Here is a 23,801-nt window from a genome sequence, read left to right on the forward strand (position 1 = left end):
TTTTTTAAATAGCAATATATTAAAAATTCCCAACCTTTTTCAAGATTGGGGTTACAGCGCGGAAACGACTGAAACACAAAAGCCTGCTGCTTTTGTATTTCTGCCACCCACGGTCACGTGGACCAACAAAATAGTAATTTCAAAAAATACATAAAAAACGAAAAATCCCAACCTTTTTTAAGATTGGGATTTATAGCAAAGGGAACGACAGAAGCACAAAAGCCTACTGCTTTTGTGTTTCTGCCACCCACGGTCACGTGAGCCAACAAAACAGTAATTTCAAGAAATACATAAGAAATGAAAAATCCCAACCTTTTTCAAGATTGGGATTTAATTTTTGTTGGCCCACTAGGGCTCGAACCTAGACTCTTCTGTACCAAAAACAGACGTGTTGCCAGTTACACCATGGGCCAATTCAATAAATTTGGATTTTCATCCACCAAGGCTAAAAAAATATTTTCTAGCTTAGGAGGTGCAAATTTAATACAAAGTTTGTCTTGTACAAACATTTCATTAAAAAAATTTACAGGCATTTTTCACTTTTATCAAATTAGTTGAAAATATCACTTCATATTGCACGTTACCACATTTACATACTTGGGCTATCTATATATTTAGTAAATTCGTCCCATTAAAATTTAAATGCACTTATGGGGTCTTTCAACTTTACAAAATGGAATAAAATTACAGGCTGGCTGGTCTTTGCTATCGCCCTAATAACCTACTGGTTAACCGTTGAACCAACCGCTAGTTTTTGGGATGCGGGAGAGTATATTACAACCGCCAGTAATCTGGAAGTTGGTCACCCACCAGGAGCTCCATTGTATCAATTACTCGGAGCGTTTTTCAGCATCTTTGCTTCTGATGCCTCCCAAATTGCACTTACAATTAACTTAATGTCTGTTTTTTCTAGTGCATTTGCTGTTCTATTTATGTTTTGGTCGCTTACTATTTTGCTTACCAATGTGGTTTCAAAACACCAAGAAATTCAAAAAACTAACGCCATGGCTATTATTGGTAGCGCAGCAGTTGGCTCGTTAGCATTTGCTTTTACTGACAGTTTTTGGTACAGCGCTGTTGAAGCAGAAGTTTACGCTAGTGCCGCATTTTTAATGTCGGTTCTATTTTATACAGCTTTACGCTGGGAACGCGAAATGCTAGAACCTGGCGGCAACCGATGGGTAATTCTTATCGCTTTTATTATTGGACTTTCTTTTGGGGTTCACTTTATGGCTCTGCTAACTATTCCAGCAATCGGATTTTTATATTTCTTTAAACATTATAAAACCGTAACCGTAAAAAACTTTATCGTTGCAAACATTGTGACCGTCGCGATTCTGCTATTTATTTTTATCTTTTTGCTTCCAATGACATTAAAGTTCTTTAGTGCTTCAGAAGTATTTTTTATAAACAGTATCGGTCTACCTTTTAACTCAGGGACTATTATTGCCGGCCTGCTGTTTATATTCGTATTCATATACACTTTACGATTAACTCGAAAAAAAGGATTTGTACAGTTAAACACCCTTTTGCTTTGTATTCTCTTTATTTTTATAGGCTTTTCTAGTTGGTTAATGCTACCAATACGCGCAAATGCCGGAACAGTAATTAACGAAAACAATCCGAACAACGCTCGCGAACTTTTAGCGTATTACAACCGTGAACAATACCCCGAAACACATCTTTTTTATGGGCCGCTATTTACTGAAACCTATGCTGGCTTAGATGAAGACAATCCCTATAAAGACGAAAAACCTAAATACGAAAAAGACGAAGCCACCGGCAAATACATTATTGTAAATAACTATAAAAATGCTGGCCAAAACACCGAAGATTCGCAAAAGGCATTTATGCCCAGAATGTGGAGCACAGAGCACAACGCCAACTACATGGAGTTTACTGGCGGTTTAGACTTTTCGGTTAAAAGTGAATATTTAAGCGAACCTCGATTAGTAGATGAGGTGAATAAATTTAAACAAGCCTACAATCAAGGCCTCGTAGACAAAAGCGATTACGATAAGTTTCTGAAAAACTTTGGCCAATATCTCGACATCCAAAAACCATCCTTTTATCAGAATATGAAATTCATGTTCGAGTTTCAGTTTGGTTATATGTATTGGCGTTATTTTATGTGGAATTTTACCGGAAGACAGGATGATGTGCAAGGCCAATACACAGATCTGCACGGCAATTGGCTTAGCGGTATAAAATTTATTGACGAACTGCGGTTAGGTAATCAGGACATGTTGTCTAGTGATATGACAGATAACAAAGCTCGGAATACATACTTTTTCCTTCCGCTAATTCTGGGAATAATAGGTTTAGTATTTCACTTTAAGAACGATCAAAAAAGCTTTTGGGTGCTATTAGTGTTATTCCTCTTTACAGGTTTAGCGCTGAAGGTTTATTTAAATGAAAGACCTTTTGAACCTCGAGAGCGGGATTACGCGCTAGTAGGAAGTTTCTATGTATTTGCCATGTGGATAGGTTATGGGGTTTACGCTCTTTTCGACATGATGAAAGACTATGTGAAACCTAAAATAGCACTTCCGGTTGTGCTAACCATTTCGGCTTTGGCAGCTCCTATTTTACTTGCTACCCAAAACTGGGATGATCACGACCGCAGCAACCGTTATACTGCCCAATCAATGGGAAAAATGTATCTAGATTCCTGTGATAAAAACGCTATTCTCTTCACAATTGGAGATAATGACACCTTTGCACTTTGGTATGCACAAAACGTGGAAGGCTACAGACAAGATGTTCGTATTGTGAACACGAGTTTGTTCCAAACCGATTGGTATATCGACGATATGAAGAAAAAAGCCTTCACAAGCGACCCTATTCCTTCACAATTAACACACGATAAATATCGCTGGGGAACGCGCGACTTTTTAATCCATCAAAAAACTACACAGGATACCATCGATATTAAAACGTGGATGAATTTTGTGGCCAACGATAGTCCAGCAACCCAAATGGAACTTCCGAGTGGGCAAATGGTGAACACTTTCCCGTCAAAAGTACTTCGTATACCTGTAAATAAAGAAGCAGTTTTGAGAAGCGGAATCGTAGATCCAAAAGATGCTGATAAAATAGTTCCGTATATAGATATTAATCTAAAAGGCGACATTCTGTACAAAAATAGAATGATGATGCTAGATATTATCGCAAACAATAACTGGGAGCGTCCAATTTATTTTAGCGGCGGAAGCTTTGGCGACGACGATTATCTTTGGATGAAAGATTACCTGCAATTAGATGGTGTGGTCTATAAATTGGTGCCAATTAAAACAGCATTAGACAAAAGAAGCCCGTTTGATATGGGTCGAATTGACGCCGATAAAATGTACAATATTGTTATGTCTTGGGATTGGGGTAACAGTGGTAGCCCAGATATTTACCACGATACCGAAACCCGAAGAAATGGTATAACCTATAGAAGTAATTTGGCACGTCTTGCCGAAGCCCTTATAAATGAAGGTAAAATGGACAAAGCTGAAAAAATACTCGATCTTGGTATGGAAAAAATGCCAATAGATTATTTTGAATATTATTCGCTATTGGAGCCATTCGTAATTGGGTATTATGAACTTGATAAGCCTGAAAAAGCTAGAAAGGTATATGAAGATGTTTCAAAAAAATACCAAGAACATCTTAAGTATTACAACAGCTTAAAATTCAACAAGCAGCGCGCTATTGCCGAAGATATAATAAGCGATATGGAACGTTATAGAAGCTTGGTGCAGTTAGTTACCGTGTACGACGAAGAGCAATACGCTAGATCTGAAGCAGAAGAATTCAACGAATATTTAAAACTATTCCGTCATTTCTATTCTCCAGACGAAGCTATGGATTTAGACAGAGATGTAGAAAAAGACTCGACCATCGAGATTCCTTTAGATTCTAATCTTTTAGAATAAATGGAACGTACGCCATCAAATTGATGAAAAACCGGTAAATTAAAACGATTTGCAACTACGCTTTATAAAGATGCCCAAATTAATTCAGTGGTTATACCCTGAACGAATTTGGGCATTTTCGCGTAAAAAGAATGCCGTTTATCTCACTTTTGATGATGGTCCAATTCCTGAAATTACGCCCTGGGTTCTTGATGAACTTAAAAAATACAACGCCAAAGCCACCTTCTTTTGCATAGGCGAAAATGTTCAAAAACATCCAGCGGTTTTCAAAAGAATACTTGCCGATGGCCATTGCGTGGGTAACCACACATTTAACCATTTAAACAGTTGGAAAACACAGACTGCGGAATATGTGGATAATGCAGAAAAAGCGAGTATACAGATGAAGAATGCTTCATCTGAAATAAAGAAGCTTCAATCGAAAATCGTCAATCAAAAACCGCTTTTCCGACCGCCGTATGGTAAAATCACACAAAAACAGGCGAAAATTCTTCAGAAAAAAGGTTTCAAAATTGTAATGTGGGATCTAATTAGCTACGATTATGACGCAAACGTTTCCGAAGAAAAATGCCTTAAAAATGTATTGAATAATATTAAACCGGGAAGTGTAATCGTTTTTCACGATAGTTTAAAAGCAGAAAAAAATCTGCGCTATGTGTTGCCGAAGGTATTAGAATATATTGCAGCGAAGGGCTGGAAATTTCGCTCCATTCAACATTAATCCTTCTTCATTAAACATTAAATCAAACGTACTCATTCACAAGCCCAATTAATGTATTGGCATCTTGTTCCCCACTTTGGCGCCATTTCATTTCGCCATCTTTATAAATCATTAAAGTGGGAAGTCCCTTAACGCGTAGCGCGTCAGCAAGTTCCTTGTTTTTTTCAACATCTATTTTTATAACCCGAGCCTTGTCGCCAAGTGCGGCAGCAACGTCCCTTAAAACAGGGTGCATTTCTTTGCAGGCCTCGTCCCATTCTGTGTAAAAGTCGAGCAGAACTGGAATTCGCGTTTCAATTAATTCTCCAAATTTTGACATTAGCCTAGTATGTTAGTTGAATAACTGTATTACAAATATAATAAAATTAGTGCCTAAAGTACCTATGTGTTCTAAAGTGCTTAAAGATTTAAAAAATGAGGCATTTTAGAATATTTAGCGTGTTAAGTAATAATTTCTTTTTTGGTAGTGAGCGGGCTCTTTCTTTTAAGTTGGATGACAGTAATTTCTGGCCAAATGCCTACTCTCCCTGGATAACCTAAAAAGCCAAAGCCACGATTTACATTTATATATCTTCCAAATTCCTCATAAATCCCCGCCCAGTTTTGGTATCTATATTTTATGGGGCTCCATTTTATAATTCCTGGAATTTCAATCCCAAACTGCATTCCGTGTGTATGCCCACTTAAAGTTAAATGAAAAAAGCGCGGATCTTCTTTTACTTTTGCTTGCCAATGCGACGGATCGTGACTCATCAAAATTTTAAAATCTGTATCTGAAATTCCTTCGCAAGCTTTATCGAGATCTCCAGCTTGTTTAAAACCATTTAAACCCCAATTTTCAACACCAACCAAAGCAATTTTTTGACCGTTTTTTTCGATGTATCTGTTTTCATTCAGCAACAAATCCCAACCCATTTCCTGTTGAAGAATTTTTAATTTCCGAAGATTTTCAGCTTTTTCTGAAGCACTATCCCAATTAACATAATCGCCATAATCGTGATTTCCTAATATGGAAAAAACACCATGGGGAGATTTCAAACTCGAAAAAAGTTGCTTCCAATCGTTCATTTCTTCGGCAATATTGTTTACCAAATCGCCCGTAAAGAGAATTACATCACTTTGTTGATTATTGATAAGATCTACGGCGTATTCCACCTTTTTATGGTTGTCAAAACTACCGCTATGTATATCGCTAATCTGCGTTAACGTAAACCCATCAAATTCTTCTGGCAAGTCATCAAATTCTAAGGCATACTTTAATACTTTGTAATTGTATTTGCCTTGAATCATTCCATAAAGCAAGGAAGCAAAAGGGATTGCGGCAATCCCCAAAGCAATTGTACTCACAAATTTTCTTCGCGAAGCCATAAAACTAGTTTCGTCGCTTCCAGCAACTTTCATAAAAATGCCAACAAAGAACCTTCCAATATCTTCGCCGAACATAAAAATTATTATAATCAGCTTTGGAACAAATACTGCGAGAAAAATTCCGAAGAAATACATTTTTGGCGGCTGCATCATTTTTGCAGTGCCCAGAAAGGAGAGTTCATAAATTAAACCTGCTAAAACTGCCAACGAAATAAAGACGTACCAACCGTGTATCCACGGACTTTTAGTCACAGCTTTAACTGCTTGAAAGGCATAAATATCAACAAGAATATAAATGACAATAAAAATGAACCAACGCATAGAGTAGAAACAATTTTTAAAGATAGTAGGTTTCAAAAAACTGAAACTGTAGTTCACTTTATTTTAACGGTTTTAGTATCTTTCTCAGCATATATATCTAAAATGCGAAACACTTTACCTCTTCTCTTTTTACTTTGTTCAATTTTCTGTTTTTCGCAGGAGAATCCTTCAACCCAAAAACTTAGTTCGTTCGTAAATCCCTTTATCGGCACAGGCGGCCATGGGCACACTTACCCTGGCACGACGATGCCTTTTGGGATGATGCAGTTAAGCCCCGATACGCGTTTGGACGGCTGGGACGGCTGCAGCGGCTACCATTACAGCGATGAATATATTTATGGCTTCTCGCACACTCACCTCAGTGGAACAGGCGTTAGCGATTATGGCGATGTGCTTTTGATGCCTACAAATACAGTGAATTTCAATAATGGCGCCAATAGCGAAAAGGGCTATCGCGCACATTTTTCGCATAAAAATGAAACTGCTTCTCCGGGTTATTACAAAGTTTTGTTGGATGAAACCAATATTGAAGCGGAACTCACGGTTTCAGAACGCAGCGGGATTCACCATTACACTTTTCCGAAAGATTCAAAACAAATTGTAATTTTAGATTTGGAACATCGCGACAAAGTTTTAAGTGCAGGAATTAATATTATTTCCGAGACTGAAATTTCTGGCCACCGACATTCCGATGCTTGGGCGAAAGATCAGCGACTTTTTTACAATATTCAATTTTCTCGACCGTATAAAAAAGTTGAATATTATTCCCCCTCTGGTGACAAGGCAGTCAATCCAACCAAAGCCGCTTTTGAATTTGATGCTTCCGAAGGGAACGAGCTTGAAATTAAGGTTGCAATTTCCGCCGTTGACGAAGCTGGTGCAAAGCAAAACTTAGAAACCGAAATAGGCACTAAAACCTTTCAACAGATAAAAACCGAAGCTGAAATTGCTTGGGAAAAACAGCTGAGGAAAATCGATGTTTCGACTACGCTCAACAACCAATCATCAGCAAACCGGGGACTGAGCCGAGCCGAAGTGCTCAACAATAAAAAAACAATTTTTTACACTGCGCTTTATCACACGATGCTAGCGCCAAACCTTTATCAAGATGTTGATGGCCGTTACCGCGGAATGGATTTAGAAATTCATCAAACAAACGATTTTCAGAATTTCACCGTTTTTTCACTTTGGGACACCTATCGTGCTGCACATCCACTTTATACCATCATTGAAAAAGAACGAACAAACGATTTTATAAATTCACTTTTAGCAAAATACAACGAAGGCGGAATCCTCCCCATTTGGCCATTGGCGGCAAATTACACGGGTTGCATGATTGGCTACCACGCCGTGCCCGTAATTGCCGATGCCTATTTAAAAGGAATTCGTGGCTACGACACCGAAAAAGCTTTTGAAGCAATGAAACACAGCGCAATGCAGGATAAATTGGGGCTGAAAAGTTATAAGGAATTTGGCTTTATCCCAGTGGAAGAAGAAAGCGAATCGGTTTCAAAAACTTTGGAATACGCTTACGACGATTGGACGATTGCAGAAATGGCAAAAGCAATGGGAAACACCGAAGATTATAATAAATTTACTGAAAGAGCGCAGTATTATAAAAACGTTTACGATCCCGAAACCAAGTTTATGCGTGGCCGTTTCCGAAACACTTGGTTTGCGCCTTTTGACCCCTACGAAGTGAATTTTAATTACACTGAAGCCAACTCGTGGCAATACAGTTTTTATGCGCCACAGGACATTTCTGGTTTAATGAATTTAATGGGTGGAAAGGCTGATTTTGAAATTCAACTCGATAAACTTTTTACTGCCGAAAATAAAACTTCGGGTCGCCAACAGGCCGATATTACTGGGCTCATTGGTCAATACGCCCACGGAAACGAACCGAGCCACCATATGGCTTATCTCTACAATTTTGTAAATAAACCCGCGAAAACACAGGAAAAAGTCCATCAAATTTTAACTGAATTATACCAAAATGCTCCCGACGGTATTTCTGGCAACGAAGATTGCGGACAGATGAGCGCATGGTACATTTTTAGCGCATTGGGTTTTTATCCGGTAACGCCCGCAAGTAATCAATATATTATTGGAACGCCTTTATTTGAGAGTGCTTCCATTAATTTGGAAGATGGAAAAACGTTTAAAATAACAGCAGAAAATGTTTCAGATAAAAATAAATATATCGCTTCTGCAACACTCAATGGGAAACCTTTAAAGCGAAGTTTTATATATCATTCGGAAATTATTAACGGCGGAAAACTGGTTTTTAAAATGACCGACAAACCTTCAACTTGGGCAACAAAAGATGAAGATATCCCTAAAACAGAAATCACCGAAAACCTGATTATTCCCTCCCCTTTTATCGCAAAAGGTGATGTTGCTTTTAAGAATGAAACTGAAATTTCACTTGGCGTTGTTGCATCACAAACCGCAATTTATTATTCCTTAAACAATTCAGAATTTAAAAAACACAACCAGCCTTTTACAATTTCGGAAGAAACAGAATTGAGAACTTACGCTTCCGATGGTTATGGAAAAGAAAGTGAAATTCTCACAACTCATTTCTACAAAATAGACCCAAACCTCAGCATAACTTTAGAAACCGAATACGCCAACCAATATAACGGCGGCGGAAAGAACGCCCTGATTGACGGCATTCACGGCGCAAACGATTTCCGGACTGGAACCTGGCAAGGCTATCACGATTTAGATTTGAAAGCGACTGTAGATTTAGGTTCAAATAAAGAAGTGAACACCGTTTCAGTAAGTTTTCTGCAGGACCAACGCAGCTGGATTTTTTATCCCACGGAAATTATATGCTTAGTTTCAGAAAACGGAACCGATTTTACGCAGTTGGCAGTTCAAAAAATAGAAGCCGAAAAACCTTCGGAAGAAACAGAAATAAAAACGATTGAATTTGAAGTTGGAAAAAATATTCGATTCATAAAAATCACGGCTAAAAACTTCGGTAATCTTCCAAAAGGGCATTTGGGCTATGGCGGAAAAGCTTGGCTTTTTGTGGATGAAATTGAAGTGAAATGAACCCCGACTAAACCTGACAGGTTTTTGAAACCTGTCAGGTTTGTCAAAATTATAGTATTATGAAACGCAGAAAATTTATTCAAAATGCATCGCTTTCCACACTGGGAATTGCAGTGGGAACATCTGTTTTTGCTTCTGAAATAAAAACTTCTATTTCCGAAGAAATGAAACCTAAAAATGAAGCTTCTGGTTTCCCGATGGCAATTGCCACTTGGAATGTAAACGATAGCACAGCCGAAGCTTGGCGCGTTTTACAGGAAGGGAACTCTTCGCTCGATGCCGTGGAAAAAGGCTGTATGATTGAAGAAGCCAACGCCGAAGGGCAATCTGTTGGCATTGGCGGTTTACCCGATCGCGATGGAAACGTAACGCTGGATGCCTGCATTATGAATAAAGATGGCGACTATGGTGCAGTGGTTTATCTTCAAAATATTATGCACCCAATCTCTGTTGCTCGAAAAGTGATGGAAGATACGCCACACGTAATTTTGGCAGGAAAAGGCGCAGAACAATTTGCAATTTCAAAAGGGTTCAAACCTGTAGATTTGCTAACCGACGCTTCAAAAAAAGCATACGAGGAATGGAAAAAAACTTCGCAATACAAACCTATTATCAATATTGAAAACCACGATACCATCGGGATGCTCGCCATTGACAAAAACGGCGATATTTCTGGGGGCTGTACCACCAGCGGCTTGGCTTACAAAATGGCCGGCCGTGTGGGCGATTCGCCTATAATTGGTTCAGGACTTTTTATCGATAATGAAGTAGGCGGCGCAACAGCAACAGGTTTGGGTGAAGAAGTATTAAAAACCGTCGGCAGTTTTCTGATTGTTGAATTAATGCGCCAAGGCAAAACCCCGCAACAAGCCTGTGAAGAAGCAATTGGGCGAATTATTAAAAAGACTCCCGATTATAAAGATTTTCAAGTGGGTTATATTGCCGTAAACAAAAAGGGAGAAACGGGTTATTACGCAATTCACGATGGATTTTGGGTAACACGATATCAAAACGATAAAAACGAAAACTTTCCTTCCGATTTTTACGATAAAAAATAAACGCTCTGCGTCCTTTACGACTTTGCGGTTATCTTTTCACCGCAGAGTCGCTGAGAGCGCAGAGAAAACCAAATTCAACAACTAACCATGACCGAAAAAAAATCCTTCCGCTCCGCATTTATCACTGTTACTGTTTTATTTTTCCTGTGGGGTTTTATCACTGTTTTAGTTGATAGCTTGGTTCCGCGATTAAAAGACGTTTTTGAACTCAGTTATTTTCAGGCGGGATTAGTTCAATTTGCTTTCTTTTTGGCGTATTTGGTAATTTCTGTCCCAGCGGGAGCATTGCTTTCGCGAATTGGATATCAAAAAGGAATTATCGTAGGTTTGGTTACTATGGCTTTGGGCTGTTTGCTTTTTTATCCCGCAGCTGCCGACAGACAATTTTGGCTTTTTATGGTTGCTTATTTTACGCTCGCAGGCGGAATTACCATACTCCAAGTAGCGGCAAATCCGTACGTTTCGGTCTTGGGAAGTGAAGATGGCGCATCCAGCAGATTGAACCTTTCACAAGCATTTAACTCTTTAGGGACGGCGATTGCTCCTTTAATTGGCGCTTGGTTTTTGTTGAGCGACACTATAAAATCTTCGGAAGAAATTTTAGTTTTAACAGATATTGACAGAACTTCCTATTACGTTTCAGAGGCTTCTGCTGTACAAATACCATTTCTTTACATTGCCGCGTTTATCGGGCTATTGGCGCTTCTTTTTGTTTTCATAAAACTTCCCGCTATTTTAGAAAAAAGCCCCGTAGGTGGTTACAGAAAACTTCTGAAAAACAAAATAGTAATGTTCGGCGCATTGGGTATTTTCGTTTATGTAGGTGCCGAAGTAGCAATTGGCAGTTATTTAGTGAATTTTATTTTATGAGCATGAATATGTCTGAAATAATTCAACAAAACGATGCTATGCGTTACATAGCCGAGCAATTACTAAACATGGATTTAAGTGCGATAGACAGAAAAGCGATTGTAGGAGCATTTGTGGTTTTTTATTGGAGTGGCGCCATGATTGGAAGATTTGCAGGAGCCTATCTAACTAAAATTATGAAACCCTCCAAAGTGCTTTCAATTTTCGCCTTATTAGTAGTCGTACTGCTTCTAGTTTCAATGAATACAAATGGTTTAACCGCTATGTGGTCTATTCTTGCCGTTGGACTTTTCAACTCTATTATGTTCCCAACAATCTTTGCTTTAACCATTGATGGTTTGGGCGATTTAAAACCACAAGCATCTGGTTTACTTTGTATGGCTATTGTGGGTGGCGCAGTTATCCCGCCAGCTTATGGGTTTTTAACAGATAACGTCGGGTTTAAAATCGCGCTTCTTTTATTGATTGCATGTTATGGCTATATATTTATTTTTGGCAGAATGAAAAGCCGAACCATCCAATAGCGAATTTGCTTCATTCACTAAAAATATCTTACCATTCACTATAAAATTTAATCCTGCAGAGCATCCATGTGATACATTTAGAGTGATTTAACTCCCGAATCCTTAAAATTTCACAAAATGAATAATGCACTTATTTATATTACAGCGGGAGCCATTTTTGACACTTTTGGCGATTTACTCATGAAGAATTGGGTTGTTAGCAGTAGTAAAACCCATTTTGTTGGGGGAATGCTATTTTATATTATTGGGCTAAGTTTTTTAACGTATAGCTTCACGTTTAAAAACATTGTTGTTGCCTCAGTAATTTTCTTAATTTTTAATATCGTTCTACTTTCTCTTGTAAACTGGATAGTTTACAATGAATCACTTTGCGGAAGAGAACTTACAGCCTTGGGACTGGGGTTGGTCTCAATTATATTATTTGAATATAATTGAAAAAAGCCGCGATGGAGAGCGGCTTTCTTCAAAATGATAATTAACAACATTGAGTTTTAAAAGACTCTTATTGTTAGCCTTAAATTTAAAATTGGAAGTTTTTCTTCTAAAATAATCGACAATGATCTCTATTCAGAAAACATCAATTCACCATTGCTTTCCATCTCTTTGAATTTCATTACAAGCTCCAAAGCATCAGGAATTACGTCGCTACAGCAAATTATAAGTGAGCCTTTAACTGCGTTTTTAACGGCGTATGTGATAGCATCTTTTTCTGATGGGATTATTGTAGTTTTTTTATTGGCATCCCTCATTTTAATACCATCATTAAGCATCTTAATTAGTGCCTCTTCAGATTTACCGCGCAAATGCTTGTCTTGACGGATAATAATTTCGTCGAACATATCAGCGGCTATGCTTCCTAATTCATTCGTATCTTCTTCTCTTCTATCGCCCACACCTGCAATAATGCCAACTTTTACAGTTGCTTCCAGATTATCGGTGAAGTTTTTTAGCGCGCGCATACCTGCGGGATTATGGGCATAATCGAGTAAAATACTGAAGTTTTCAAATTTGAAAAGATTCAATCTTCCCGGCGTTTGTGTAGCCGAAGGGATAAAAGTTTCCAACGCCATTTTCATATCTTCAATACTAATTCCGCGAACGTTTGCTGCAATTACAGCTGGAAGAATGTTTTGAATCATAAAAGTAGCTTTCCCACCGTAGGTTAACGGAATGTTTTCAGCTTTCATAATGCGCATTTTCCAAGTTCCACGGCAAAGGGTTACGTATCCATGTTCATATACTGCTGTAATGCCGCCCAATTTCTGAAGTGCTTTAATTCGCGGATTTTCTTCGTCCATAGAAAACAGCGCGAGGTTACAATTTATGGTTCTTCGCATTTCATAAACCAAATCGTCATCGGCGTTAAGGATTGCGTATCCATCTGGCAAAACTGTTTCTGGAATAACTCCTTTTACTTTTGCAAGCTGTTCGATTGTGTGAATTCCTTTTAAACCCAAATGGTCTGCAGCAACGTTTGTTACAATCCCTACATCACATTTTTTGAAACCGAGACCGGCACGTAATAATCCACCGCGAGCACATTCCAATACTGCAAAATTTACCGTTGGGTCTTTTAGTACAAATTCTGCACTTGCAGGGCCCGTACAATCGCCCTTCATCAATAATCTATTTTGAATATAAACACCATCACTTGTAGTATAACCTACTCTGTGACCTTTCATTTTTGCCATATGGGCAATTAAACGAGTGGTGGTAGTTTTTCCGTTTGTTCCAGTAACTGCGATAATAGGAATTCGTCCCGTAGTTCCCTGCGGAAATAATTTATCCACCACAGGAGAGGCAACATTTCTGGGCAAACCACTAGTTGGCGCCAAGTGCATTCTAAATCCTGGACCTGCATTTACTTCTAAAACAGCCCCTCCAGTTTCTTCCAGAGGTTTGCTTATGTCTGTAGTCATAATATCAATTCCGCAGATATCAAGATCTATTATTTTTGAAATGCGTTCGCACATTGATACGTTTGAAGGATGTACAATATCTGTAATATCCTCTGCAGTTCCACCGGTACTAAGATTTGCAGTATCTTTTAAGATTACAACTTCACCTTTAGGCGGAATGGTATCTTCTGTATAACCTTTGGCACTAATGATTGTTCGAGTTAAGTCATTAATCGTGATTTTTGTGAGTACATTTTCATGACCATAGCCACGGCGTGGATCCTTATTTACAATCTCCACTAATTCTGTTATTGTAGATTTTCCGTCGCCCACTACGTTTGCAGGGGTACGTTTGGCGGCTGCTACTAACACATTGTTTATTACTAGCAAGCGGTAATCTTCGCCAGTTATATATTTTTCTATAATTACTTTTGGTGAAACAACTTTAGCTGCGTGAAATGCAACTACTGCATCTTCGTAGTTTCTAATATTTACAGTAATTCCGCGACCGTGATTTCCCCCTACAGGTTTTACAACCAATGGGAAGCCAACATAGCTGCATGCTTCTTCCAAACTACTTTCGCGGCCAATAATATCGCCTCTCGGAACGAGCACTTCAGCTTGCTCTAAAAGGTATTTTGTATCTTCTTTATCGCAGGCAATTTCAACGCCAATACTGCTAGTTTCTGAAGTTACCGTAGCTTGAATTCGTTTTTGATTTGCGCCATAACCTAATTGACAAAGTGAATATTTATTAAGACGAATCCAAGGAATTCCACGTGCTTCGGCTTCTTCAACAATAGATCCCGTACTTGGGCCCAAACGCACCTCTTCACGAATTTCACGCATTTTTTGGATATCCGCTTCCAAATCATAATCTTCTCCGTCTATCAACGATTGACATATATCTACTGCTATTTTTGCAGCATAACGACCTACGTTTTCTTCAATATAACTGAACACAACATTGTAGACTCCACTTTCACCATAATCGCGAGTTCTTCCGAAGCCCGTATCCATATCTGCTAAAGTTTGAATTTCCAACGCAATATGTTCAATAATATGCCCCATCCATGTTCCGTCTTCCACTCTCTGAAAAAACCCACCCGGTGCGCCTACGCTACAACGATGACTGTACATGCTTGGAAACATTGCTTTAAGCCGATCACTAAAACCTTCAATCTTATTGGACGGACGTTCCTCCATTTCCTCTAGATCTAAGACCATTACTATTAATTTATGACGGCGTACAGACCAGTAATTTGGCCCCCGCATGGCGTTGATTTCTCTAATTCGCATATGTTGACGGATTTCTTTGTTTAGTATGAATTTGATAAATATATGATTAATTTTTATAACAATTACCGTATTTTTGCGCTCAAACTAAATAAATTCATGAGCGTAAAAGGCACCCTAATCCCCATAGGTGGAAATGAAGATAAAGGCAACGGAGAAAATGAAAGATATACTCTTGAGTATATTCAGGACGGTATACTTTCCCGCGTGGTTAGAGAGAGTGGCGGCATAGATGCTACTATAATCGTTATTCCTACGGCCTCGAGCATACCTGTTGAAGTGAGTGAAAACTACCTTGATGCCTTCAAAAAACTGGGTTGTAAAAATGTGCATATTATGGACATTAGAAACCGCGAAGATTCTGAAAAACCAGAATTTTTAGAACTGATGCAGAAAGCAAACTGCGTGATGTTTTCTGGTGGCGACCAGTCAAAAATTGTAAAGTATATTGGTGGAACGACACTGAATAAAATTATACAAGAAAAGTACGAAAAAGAAGAGTTTGTTATAGCCGGAACCAGTGCTGGAGCAATGTGCATGAGCGAAGAAATGATTACTGGCGGAGGCGTGCAAGAAGCATTTACCAAAGGCGCTGTTAGCATGGGCCAAGGAATGAGTTATATACCAAACTTTATTATCGATTCGCACTTTATACGTCGCGGACGTTTTGGTAGATTGGCTGAAGCCGTTGCTAGATTTCCTTCAAGAATAGGAATAGGCCTTGCAGAAGATACCGGACTAGTAATTAAAAACCGCAATAACTGCGAAGTAATTGGCTCGGGAATGGTAATACTTTTTGATCCACGCAGACTTATTCACAACAACCAAGCTTCTGTTGAAGAAGGTCAGCCAATGTCTATCACCAATTTAAAAACACATATTTTGGCAAATGGCGACAAGGTTGATATAAAGGAGAAGCGTGTTCATATTTCACCCATTCATCTTGAAATGACCGACGCAGAAACGTTGTAATTGTTTATTGTAAATTACAATGGTATCAGTCCTTATAAATTTCGGTTCCCGTTTTTCCATCCGAAGTTTTAAAAGCGCGGTACATCCCTTCAGTATTGAAAGGCATTGCTATGTTTCCATTGGCATCTACGGCAATTAGGCCACCGTCGCCGCCAATTTCTAAAATTCTTTTATGGATAACTTCTTTAGTGGCTTCTTCAACAGTCATTCCTTTGTACTCCATTAAACACGAAACATCATACGCCACAACAGCGCGAATAAAGAATTCGCCACTACCTGTACAGCTTACTGCGCAGGTTTTATTGTTTGCATAATTTCCAGCGCCAACCATTGGGCTGTCGCCTACTCGGCCCCAGCGTTTGTTAGTCATTCCCCCAGTTGAAGTTGCGGCTGCAATATTGCCGTTTTTATCGCAAGCAACAGCACCAACGGTACCAAACTTACCTTCCTTTTTCATACTGTGATCAAGTTGAAATGTATCGCTATCCTTAATATTTTGCCATTGCTGATATCTGTGCTCGTCATAGAAATACTCGGGAGTTTCCAGCGTATAATCTAAACTTTTGGCAAATCGCATCGCTCCTTCCCCAGCAAGAAAAACGTGATCAGATTTTTCCATAACATCGCGTGCTAAAGAAACAGGGTTTTTAATTCCTGTTATTAAAGAAACCGCACCAGCATTTAATGTCTTGCCATCCATAATGGCAGCATCCATTTCGTGAGTGCCATCGTTTGTAAAAACACTGCCTTTTCCTGCATTAAAAAGTGGTGAATTCTCAAGATGATTTACAGCAGTTTCAACAGCATCCATTGCGCTGCCGTTTTTATCAAGAATTGCATATCCCTTCTCAAGTGCTTCATTTAAAGCCGTTTTATACTGCTCTTCCTTTTCAGGCGTCATCAATCCTTTTACAAGTGTTCCGGCACCGCCGTGGATTACTAGGGAATATTTTTTATTCATGTCACTGCCCGCAAAGGCGGGTATCTTTTAATTAATAGTTCTTTTGTTTCGGACAAAAGTAAAGCTTGTTATCCATAACTAATGCGAAAAATACAAATTGTCAGGAACAATAAATCATTTCAATTATAAATTTCTTTTTCACATAAAAGCATTCAATTGTGAAGGGTTCTTTTTATTTTTGAATCAAGATTTACGAATAAAATTAACTTGTCCGTTCGAGCGCAGTCGAGAACTACTTTTAAGGGCGTTAGTTCTATAAACCTCTCGACTGCGCTCGAGAAGACACTTCAAAAAATGTCAGAAAAAAAACGCTTATTTCTTGTTGATGCTTACGCCCTAATTTTTAGAGGGTATTTCGCTTTAATTAAAAACCCACAAATAAACAGTAAAGGTCAAAATACCTCCGCCATTATGGGGTTTATGAATTCCTTAATAGACGTTGTAAAAAGAGAACGCCCAGACCATTTGGCCGTTTGTTTCGATAAAGGCGGCAGCGAAGCCCGCAACGAAATGTTCCCAGACTACAAAGCGAATAGAGACGAAACGCCAGACGCCATAAGGCTTGCCATTCCTTATATCTATACCATTCTCGAAGCTATGAAAATACCAATTATGGTGAAAGAAGGTTTTGAAGCAGACGACGTAATTGGCACATTAGCAAAAAAAGCCGAAAAGGAAGGTTACACCACTTATATGGTAACCCCCGACAAAGATTTTGCGCAGTTGGTTTCAGAAAATATATTTATGTATCGCCCCGTTTTTGGAGGTGGGTACGAAACTTGGGGGATTCCAGAAGTTCAGAAAAAATTTGAGGTAAAAGACCCTCTCCAAGTAATTGACTTTTTAGGAATGATGGGCGATAGCAGCGATAATATTCCCGGTCTTCCTGGTGTTGGTGAAAAAACAGCGAAGAAATTTTTAGCAGAATTTGGCTCCATGGAAGGTTTGCTTGCAAACACCGCAAAGCTAAAAGGTAAAATGAAGGAAAAGGTTGAAGAAAACGGTGAGCTTGGTTTACTGAGTAAAAAGCTAGCAACTATTATGCTGGATGTGCCCGTTGAATTTAATGAAAAAGATTTTGAAATGTGTCCGCCCGATACTGAAAAAGTTTTAGGGATATTCGATGATTTGGAATTTAGAAGACTAAAAGATAATTTCCTAAACGCGTTTTCTATAGAAGGCATGGCCTCACTGGGTACAAGTCGTGGAAGCCAAGAAAACAACAACACTAGCACCACAAAACCCAAACCAGCTAAAGATACCGCTGCCGGTGAAGGTCAGTTTTCGCTTTTTGGAAACGCTGGCGATACTTCGGTAGAAATAAAAGACTACAACACGCGCGCAACTATTAAAAATACGGAGCATTTCTACCAAACCGTAAAGCCAGGAATGGGCACCAAGTTGTTTCTTCAAAATTTGATGAAGCAGAAAAGTGTGTGTTTTGACACCGAAACCACGGGTTTAAATCCGTTGGAAGCAGAATTGGTTGGCATTGCTTTTTCTTGGGAAAAAGGAAAAGGTTTTTACATTCCATTTCCTGATAATAAGGAAGAGACACAACAACTTTTAGAAGAAATTCGTCCATTTTTTGCAGATGAATCCATTCAGAAAATTGGTCAAAATTTAAAATACGATATTAAAGTATTGGCGAAATACAACATTTCAGTAAAAGGAAAATTGTTCGATACTATGCTTGCGCACTACCTCATAAACCCAGATATGCGCCACAATATGGACGTTTTGAGTGAAACGTATTTAAATTATACGCCCGTTTCAATCACCGAATTAATTGGCAAAAAAGGTAAAAACCAACTCAACATGCGCGACGTAAATGTTGAAAAACAGACCGAATATGCCGTTGAGGATGCAGATGTTACTTTTCAGCTAAAAGAACATTTCGAAAAAGAATTGGGAGAAGCAAACACACAAAAACTTTTTGATGAAATTGAGGTGCCCTTGCTTCGGGTGTTGGCAGCTATGGAATTGGAAGGAATAAATCTAAACGAAGATTTCTTGAAAAAACTTTCTGTAGAATTAGACAAAGACATTCTTCAGCTTGAAAAACATATTTATGAAGAAGCAGACGAAACTTTCAACATTGCTTCGCCAAAGCAGTTGGGTGAAATTCTCTTCGGAAAAATGAAACTGATTGAAAAGCCGAAAAAAACAAAAACCGGTCAATATTCCACGGCCGAAGATGTGCTTTCCTATTTAGCAAAAGATCATAAAATTATTCGCGATGTATTAGAATATCGCGGGCTCGCAAAACTAAAAAGCACTTATGTTGACGCATTGCCCGAACAGGTTGAAAAATCCACTAGCCGTGTGCATACTGATTATATGCAAACCGTTGCTGCAACAGGCAGATTGAGTAGTAATAACCCAAACCTTCAGAATATACCAATTAGAACTGAGCGCGGACGCGAGGTTCGGAAAGCATTTATTCCCAGAAATAACGATTTCGTTTTAATGGCTGCAGATTATAGTCAGATAGAACTTCGAATTATCGCAGCTTTAAGCGAAGAAGACAATATGATTGAAGCCTTTAAAAACGGCGAAGATATTCATGCTTCCACCGCTGCGAAGGTTTTCAATGTTCCTTTAAGTGAAGTAACCCGCGAACAAAGAAGCAATGCAAAAACAGTAAACTTCGGGATTATCTACGGTGTTTCTGCTTTCGGCCTCAGCAACCAAACAGATCTTTCTCGTGGCGAAGCAAAAGATTTGATTGAAACCTATTATAAAACCTATCCAAAACTGCGCAACTATATCAGCGAGCAAATAGATTTTGCACGTGAAAATGGTTATGTAGAAACAGTGATGGGCAGAAGACGCTACCTAAAAGACATAAACGGAAGTAATCAAGTAGTGCGTGGCGCCGCTGAACGAAATGCGGTAAACGCCCCGATACAGGGGAGTGCGGCAGATATCATTAAAATTGCGATGATAAATATCTATAAAAAGCTGGAAGAGGAAAATTACCAGAGCAAAATGCTACTCCAAGTACATGATGAATTGGTTTTTGACGCTTACAAACCTGAGTTAGAAAAACTAAAAACCATGGTAAAGTACGAGATGGAAAACGCTTACAAACTCGCCGTGCCATTGGATGTAGATATGGGCGTGGGAGAAAATTGGTTAGAAGCTCACTAAAATTATTGGCATAAAAAAAGCCGGAAGATAAACTTCCGGCTTTTTACTATTTATAAAAGTAAGTTTACTGTTTTGTGTAAACAAAAGTAATGTCTTCAGTAACCGTAGTAGTTGTTCCGTTATCGTCAACTTCTACAAAGAAACCTTCTTGAATTACATAGGTAAGAGTATTACCTGAAAGTGTTGCAGCTTGGTTTGATCCAGCAATAGTAAGAGTTACATCATTTCCATTTTGAATGTATGCAAAAGGAGTTGACTCATCTTCAGAAACACAAGTTATTGTGTATTCGTATTCGTCAGTTGTACCTGCAACTATTGTAAGTTCAATATCTGCATAGCTAGTGCTTAAAGCAGTACCTGTTGTTCCATCAGCATTGAACGTAAGGGTTTCGTTTTGGTAACAGCTAGTTTCATCCATAACACTTGTTGAAGTCGAACCATCATTATTTAGGTCGTAAGCGTTTTCGGTGTTAAAAGCTGTCAATTTCCAAGTTCCTTCGATAGATGTGTCACTGCTGCTGCTATCATCATCGCTTGAACAAGCAGTAAAAGCAATTGCTAAAAAAAGTAATCCAAATAATTTTTTCATAGTTATATTTTTTTTTGTGGGCGCAAAACTAGATGAAATTAAAGCGAATGAGTTCTATTAAATGTTAAATAAACAAGTGAATATTTGCGCCTAATCAGCAATCTAGTGATGGCGAAATTTGAAAGTGCAGTAAATTTAAATTTTCAAGGCAACGTTTTTATAATATGAAGCATTTCATTTATACTAGTTGTTGATTCTATTTCTTGCTTAAACAAATAGTCCAAATTTGCCAATAGAAAATAAGTGAAATAATAATCAATTTCCTTTTCAAATACATTAAAATGTTCGCGGAAACTGCCAATATTAACAAAAGATGCTGAATGCATAGATATAACGTCTATAGGAGCAAAACTTACAATAAAATTTGATTTGGCAATTTTTCCTCTTTCAGAATTATTATGCTTAAGTTCCGATTTTGCAGATGAGAAAGAGCTCGTGCGAGAATTTTGATTCAAATATTTTTGAAAACCACTATCCTCACCTTCTTGTAATCGTCCATCAATATGAACATTCTTTTTTATTCCTTCTTTGTAATTTAGTGAACGTAAATTATCATTTTCTATATCATCAAGTTTCTTTTGATAAAACTCCTTTAAAATTATAAAATATAGAGTAAATATTAAATCGAAAACACAAATAGAATCATTTTCTAAAATTCTAGGAAATGACTTTTTAAGATAATGTTCATGGGCTAAATTTTCTTCAATATTTTTTAAAATTAAAAATCTATTCAAAACCTTTTTAATTTTTCGTGGATTACTAAATCTTAATGATGAAAAGAATCTATCCAATATATTTGAAATTGACATTTGAGCACCTTGAAAAGAATAAATTGATTCCGTAGGAAAATAATGTAAAAATAATTTTATGCTATTTGAAAATTTCGGAATAGAAAAAGATATATCAAAAATCTTTTCTAAATATTCATCGGATTTAATTATATCCCCGTACTTATTATTTACTGCTTCCCTAACTGCTTTTTTATCAATTCCACAAAAGAAAATAGTCTTCTTTCCGTAAGTGAAGAATAATTTTAAAGCAGAAAGCAGGTTTAACACATTTTCAGGTTCGCAACGGTCTAAATCATCTATAAATACAATATTGTAATTAGGATTTTTCCCTTTTGTATTCAAGTTCTCCCACTTGATAAAATCTTCCTTAAACTTATTCTTAGATTCTAAAAAAGATTTCTCTTTCTTTTCAAATGGAGCTACAAGTTCTTTCCCATTTATATTAAAAACAGGTGATTTTAACGTAATTGATTTAGTAAAACCTTCTAATAAATTTCCCGCAACTTCTTCAATATCCTCAAATAACTTTTTAGATTTTGATTTAGAATTTTCAAGTAAATATTCCATTAAAGAAAGTGGCAAGTTTGAGTCACTTTCAAATTCCCAAGCTTCAAAAAAGAATGTATTAAAAGTTTCTTTAAGATCCTTTTCAAGGTATTTCATCAAAGTGCTTTTACCACTTCCCCATTCACCATAAAGAGTAAACATTTTAATTTCAGTAAATTCTTGAGTATTGCTTTGTAAAAATGTTTTTATTAAATCGCCTTTTTCAATGATCCCTAAGTAATCATTTTCAGGTGTTAAATCCTCGATCGGAAGGTTTGGTAATAACTTTGACATGAGATTAATTTTAAAAAAATGAATTTACGGATTAATAATATACTTTCCGCTAATTGAAATTTTCCTTAAATAAATGATATTATTATTTGAGAACATTACAAACTAGGCCAAGGCGTTTACTATATTCAACTGTATTCTGGGAAAAATGTGGCTTTAAAAAAGTTTGTGAAGGAATGATTCTGAATTCATAATTCTGATTTATTTCAGTCTTATGTCTTAAATCTTACAGCGAAGCGGTCTTACGTCTTTAATGAAATCCATATCTTTAAAAAAATATTTCCCAATGTTATGGAGGACGATAACTACAAACTTATTTCAAAAAAGAAACCGGCTTATCCCATTACAGATGAGCTTTTAAAGTACTTAACCCGTCACGGAAGAACTATTAAAATTCCTATCTATTACGACGATTTATTGCGTTTTCAAGGCTCGGTTTCAGTATTCGATAAAAACGGAAAAGACACTTTGTGGGTGAGCGTTTACTATTCTGAATTTGAAACCGAAGAGATTAATCAGAGCCTAAAAAGAGTTTATTCCATTTTACACTCTGACGGAAGCGACACTATTTTTCCGTACTTAAATATAGATAATATTGATTTTTGCACCTTCGGAAATTCAAAGCCATTTAGAATAAAAGTGCGTAACATTTTGAATGACAACTATCTTTTCTTCTACATTAAAAAAGCCGATGCCTCACGCATCTACGGTTTGGAATTAGAAGATTTACTTTCGCCAAACCACATCAATTTCTTGGTGAGAAAAAACACTTTGATTGAGGAACACATTTCAGGCATTCCTGGTGACGATTTTATAGAAAACCATTTAGACAATTGCTCGCACCGCGATAAAATGGAAATCGCTAAAGAATTTGTAAAATTCAACGAACGCTGTTTTGTACGCTTATTGGGCGATATGCGCTCCTACAATTATGTTATGGTGCTAACCCACGATTTTGACCGAATTCAATATAGAATTCGCGCTATCGATTTTGACCAACAAAGTTATGAGGGGAATGCTAAGGTATATAAGCCTCAATTTTTAAAAGAGAATAACGCGTTGGTAGAAATGACAATGAAGCTGCTGCAGCAAACTTCCATAGATCAGTATATAGGTGAAGAAAGATCGTTATTAGCTAAACGAGCTACAAGCATGAAAAAGAGATTGAAAGGTTTAATGAGTTGCATGAAAAATGACAATATAGCACCACCCGAAAAAATTAAACAATTAAAGATGGATCTTTTTGAATTAACGGGTGATATAAGATTTAAAAAAGCCCGTAATATGGGCGAAGTATTACAAAGCGCGCTAGATTTCGTGATCCGGAATTACAAAAGTGAAAATCCATATATCCTTAGATAGTCTTTAAATAGTTAATTGAAAATGATTCAAAAAACTACATCTAAAATGCTCCTTAAAACTAGAAGCAAAATAAATATTGTAAGTATTATATTAT

The 23,801-nt window shown here is 37.5% G+C and carries 14 protein-coding genes, 1 tRNA gene and 1 pseudogene; 9 read left to right on the plus strand and 7 right to left on the minus strand.

Features of this window, described 5'->3' with window-relative positions:
• Positions 1-340 precede the first annotated feature (340 nt).
• Positions 341-413 (minus strand) — tRNA-Gln (locus AC3RVF_RS00370).
• Positions 414-650: 237 nt separating this feature from the next.
• Between AC3RVF_RS00370 and AC3RVF_RS00375 the strand changes: the two genes are divergently transcribed.
• Both AC3RVF_RS00375 and AC3RVF_RS00380 read left to right on the plus strand, forming a co-directional pair.
• On the plus strand, positions 651-3,923 hold the full coding sequence (locus AC3RVF_RS00375; RefSeq protein WP_489690629.1) for a protein O-mannosyl-transferase family: 3,273 nt from the start codon (positions 651-653) through the stop codon (positions 3,921-3,923).
• Between the two features lie 70 nt (positions 3,924-3,993).
• Positions 3,994-4,644, plus strand: coding sequence for a polysaccharide deacetylase family protein (locus tag AC3RVF_RS00380; protein ID WP_489690628.1), 651 nt, complete (start codon positions 3,994-3,996; stop codon positions 4,642-4,644).
• Between the two features lie 22 nt (positions 4,645-4,666).
• On the opposite strand, the gene AC3RVF_RS00385 is transcribed toward AC3RVF_RS00380, so the two are convergent.
• Both AC3RVF_RS00385 and AC3RVF_RS00390 read right to left on the minus strand, forming a co-directional pair.
• On the minus strand, positions 4,667-4,963 hold the full coding sequence (locus AC3RVF_RS00385; RefSeq protein WP_489690627.1) for a thioredoxin family protein: 297 nt from the start codon (positions 4,961-4,963) through the stop codon (positions 4,667-4,669).
• 122 nt (positions 4,964-5,085) lie between these two features.
• The gene (locus AC3RVF_RS00390; protein ID WP_489690626.1) at positions 5,086-6,333 is read right to left on the minus strand and encodes a metallophosphoesterase; all 1,248 of its coding nucleotides are present in this window, start codon (positions 6,331-6,333) and stop codon (positions 5,086-5,088) included.
• A gap of 102 nt (positions 6,334-6,435) precedes the next feature.
• On the opposite strand from AC3RVF_RS00390, the gene AC3RVF_RS00395 reads away from it, so the two are divergent.
• From AC3RVF_RS00395 to AC3RVF_RS00410, 4 genes and pseudogenes are all read left to right on the plus strand, one after another.
• The gene (locus AC3RVF_RS00395; RefSeq protein ID WP_489690625.1) at positions 6,436-9,396 is read left to right on the plus strand and encodes a GH92 family glycosyl hydrolase; all 2,961 of its coding nucleotides are present in this window, start codon (positions 6,436-6,438) and stop codon (positions 9,394-9,396) included.
• A gap of 59 nt (positions 9,397-9,455) precedes the next feature.
• Positions 9,456-10,454: an isoaspartyl peptidase/L-asparaginase family protein gene (locus AC3RVF_RS00400; RefSeq protein ID WP_489690624.1), complete on the plus strand. Its 999-nt coding sequence runs from the start codon at positions 9,456-9,458 to the stop codon at positions 10,452-10,454.
• Positions 10,455-10,541: 87 nt separating this feature from the next.
• A pseudogene (locus AC3RVF_RS00405) lies at positions 10,542-11,848 on the plus strand (sugar MFS transporter).
• Positions 11,849-11,965: 117 nt separating this feature from the next.
• A complete protein-coding gene (locus tag AC3RVF_RS00410) occupies positions 11,966-12,283 on the plus strand; it encodes a hypothetical protein (protein ID WP_489690622.1) in 318 nt (105 codons plus the stop codon).
• A 128-nt stretch (positions 12,284-12,411) separates the two neighbouring features.
• Here AC3RVF_RS00410 and cphA read toward each other — a convergent pair whose 3' ends face one another.
• Entirely contained in the window at positions 12,412-15,045 is a 2,634-nt protein-coding gene (gene cphA / locus AC3RVF_RS00415) for a cyanophycin synthetase (protein WP_489690621.1), read from the minus strand.
• Between the two features lie 96 nt (positions 15,046-15,141).
• Here cphA and AC3RVF_RS00420 point away from each other — a divergent pair, with 96 nt between their 5' ends.
• Positions 15,142-16,014, plus strand: a complete 873-nt coding sequence (locus tag AC3RVF_RS00420; protein WP_489690620.1) for a cyanophycinase — start codon at positions 15,142-15,144, stop codon at positions 16,012-16,014.
• Positions 16,015-16,039: 25 nt separating this feature from the next.
• Here the strand turns inward: AC3RVF_RS00420 and AC3RVF_RS00425 are convergent, their stop codons facing one another.
• Complete coding sequence (locus tag AC3RVF_RS00425) at positions 16,040-16,975, minus strand: isoaspartyl peptidase/L-asparaginase family protein (protein ID WP_489692506.1); 936 nt, start codon at positions 16,973-16,975, stop codon at positions 16,040-16,042.
• Positions 16,976-17,269: 294 nt separating this feature from the next.
• On the opposite strand from AC3RVF_RS00425, the gene polA reads away from it, so the two are divergent.
• Positions 17,270-20,128: a DNA polymerase I gene (polA, locus tag AC3RVF_RS00430; RefSeq protein ID WP_489690618.1), complete on the plus strand. Its 2,859-nt coding sequence runs from the start codon at positions 17,270-17,272 to the stop codon at positions 20,126-20,128.
• 64 nt (positions 20,129-20,192) lie between these two features.
• On the opposite strand, the gene AC3RVF_RS00435 is transcribed toward polA, so the two are convergent.
• Positions 20,193-20,717: a lipocalin family protein gene (locus AC3RVF_RS00435; RefSeq protein ID WP_489690617.1), complete on the minus strand. Its 525-nt coding sequence runs from the start codon at positions 20,715-20,717 to the stop codon at positions 20,193-20,195.
• A 143-nt stretch (positions 20,718-20,860) separates the two neighbouring features.
• Positions 20,861-22,348 (minus strand): KAP family P-loop NTPase fold protein, encoded by a 1,488-nt coding sequence (locus tag AC3RVF_RS00440; protein WP_489690616.1) that lies wholly within the window; start codon positions 22,346-22,348, stop codon positions 20,861-20,863.
• A gap of 288 nt (positions 22,349-22,636) precedes the next feature.
• On the opposite strand from AC3RVF_RS00440, the gene AC3RVF_RS00445 reads away from it, so the two are divergent.
• Positions 22,637-23,707 (plus strand): hypothetical protein, encoded by a 1,071-nt coding sequence (locus AC3RVF_RS00445; protein WP_489690615.1) that lies wholly within the window; start codon positions 22,637-22,639, stop codon positions 23,705-23,707.
• Positions 23,708-23,801 lie beyond the last annotated feature (94 nt).

Source organism: Aequorivita sp. IT1183, assembly GCF_058068265.1.

What these genes read in the sequence shown, in the direction of transcription:
- AC3RVF_RS00375 (WP_489690629.1), top strand. Translation starts at nt 651, where the DNA reads ATGGGGTCTTTCAACTTTACAAAATGGAATAAAATTACAGGCTGGCTG.
- AC3RVF_RS00380 (WP_489690628.1), top strand. Translation starts at nt 3,994, where the DNA reads ATGCCCAAATTAATTCAGTGGTTATACCCTGAACGAATTTGGGCATTT.
- AC3RVF_RS00385 (WP_489690627.1), bottom strand. Translation starts at nt 4,963, where the DNA reads ATGTCAAAATTTGGAGAATTAATTGAAACGCGAATTCCAGTTCTGCTC.
- AC3RVF_RS00390 (WP_489690626.1), bottom strand. Translation starts at nt 6,333, where the DNA reads ATGCGTTGGTTCATTTTTATTGTCATTTATATTCTTGTTGATATTTAT.
- AC3RVF_RS00395 (WP_489690625.1), top strand. Translation starts at nt 6,436, where the DNA reads ATGCGAAACACTTTACCTCTTCTCTTTTTACTTTGTTCAATTTTCTGT.
- AC3RVF_RS00400 (WP_489690624.1), top strand. Translation starts at nt 9,456, where the DNA reads ATGAAACGCAGAAAATTTATTCAAAATGCATCGCTTTCCACACTGGGA.
- AC3RVF_RS00410 (WP_489690622.1), top strand. Translation starts at nt 11,966, where the DNA reads ATGAATAATGCACTTATTTATATTACAGCGGGAGCCATTTTTGACACT.
- cphA (WP_489690621.1), bottom strand. Translation starts at nt 15,045, where the DNA reads ATGCGAATTAGAGAAATCAACGCCATGCGGGGGCCAAATTACTGGTCT.
- AC3RVF_RS00420 (WP_489690620.1), top strand. Translation starts at nt 15,142, where the DNA reads ATGAGCGTAAAAGGCACCCTAATCCCCATAGGTGGAAATGAAGATAAA.
- AC3RVF_RS00425 (WP_489692506.1), bottom strand. Translation starts at nt 16,975, where the DNA reads ATGAATAAAAAATATTCCCTAGTAATCCACGGCGGTGCCGGAACACTT.
- polA (WP_489690618.1), top strand. Translation starts at nt 17,270, where the DNA reads ATGTCAGAAAAAAAACGCTTATTTCTTGTTGATGCTTACGCCCTAATT.
- AC3RVF_RS00435 (WP_489690617.1), bottom strand. Translation starts at nt 20,717, where the DNA reads ATGAAAAAATTATTTGGATTACTTTTTTTAGCAATTGCTTTTACTGCT.
- AC3RVF_RS00440 (WP_489690616.1), bottom strand. Translation starts at nt 22,348, where the DNA reads ATGTCAAAGTTATTACCAAACCTTCCGATCGAGGATTTAACACCTGAA.
- AC3RVF_RS00445 (WP_489690615.1), top strand. Translation starts at nt 22,637, where the DNA reads ATGGAGGACGATAACTACAAACTTATTTCAAAAAAGAAACCGGCTTAT.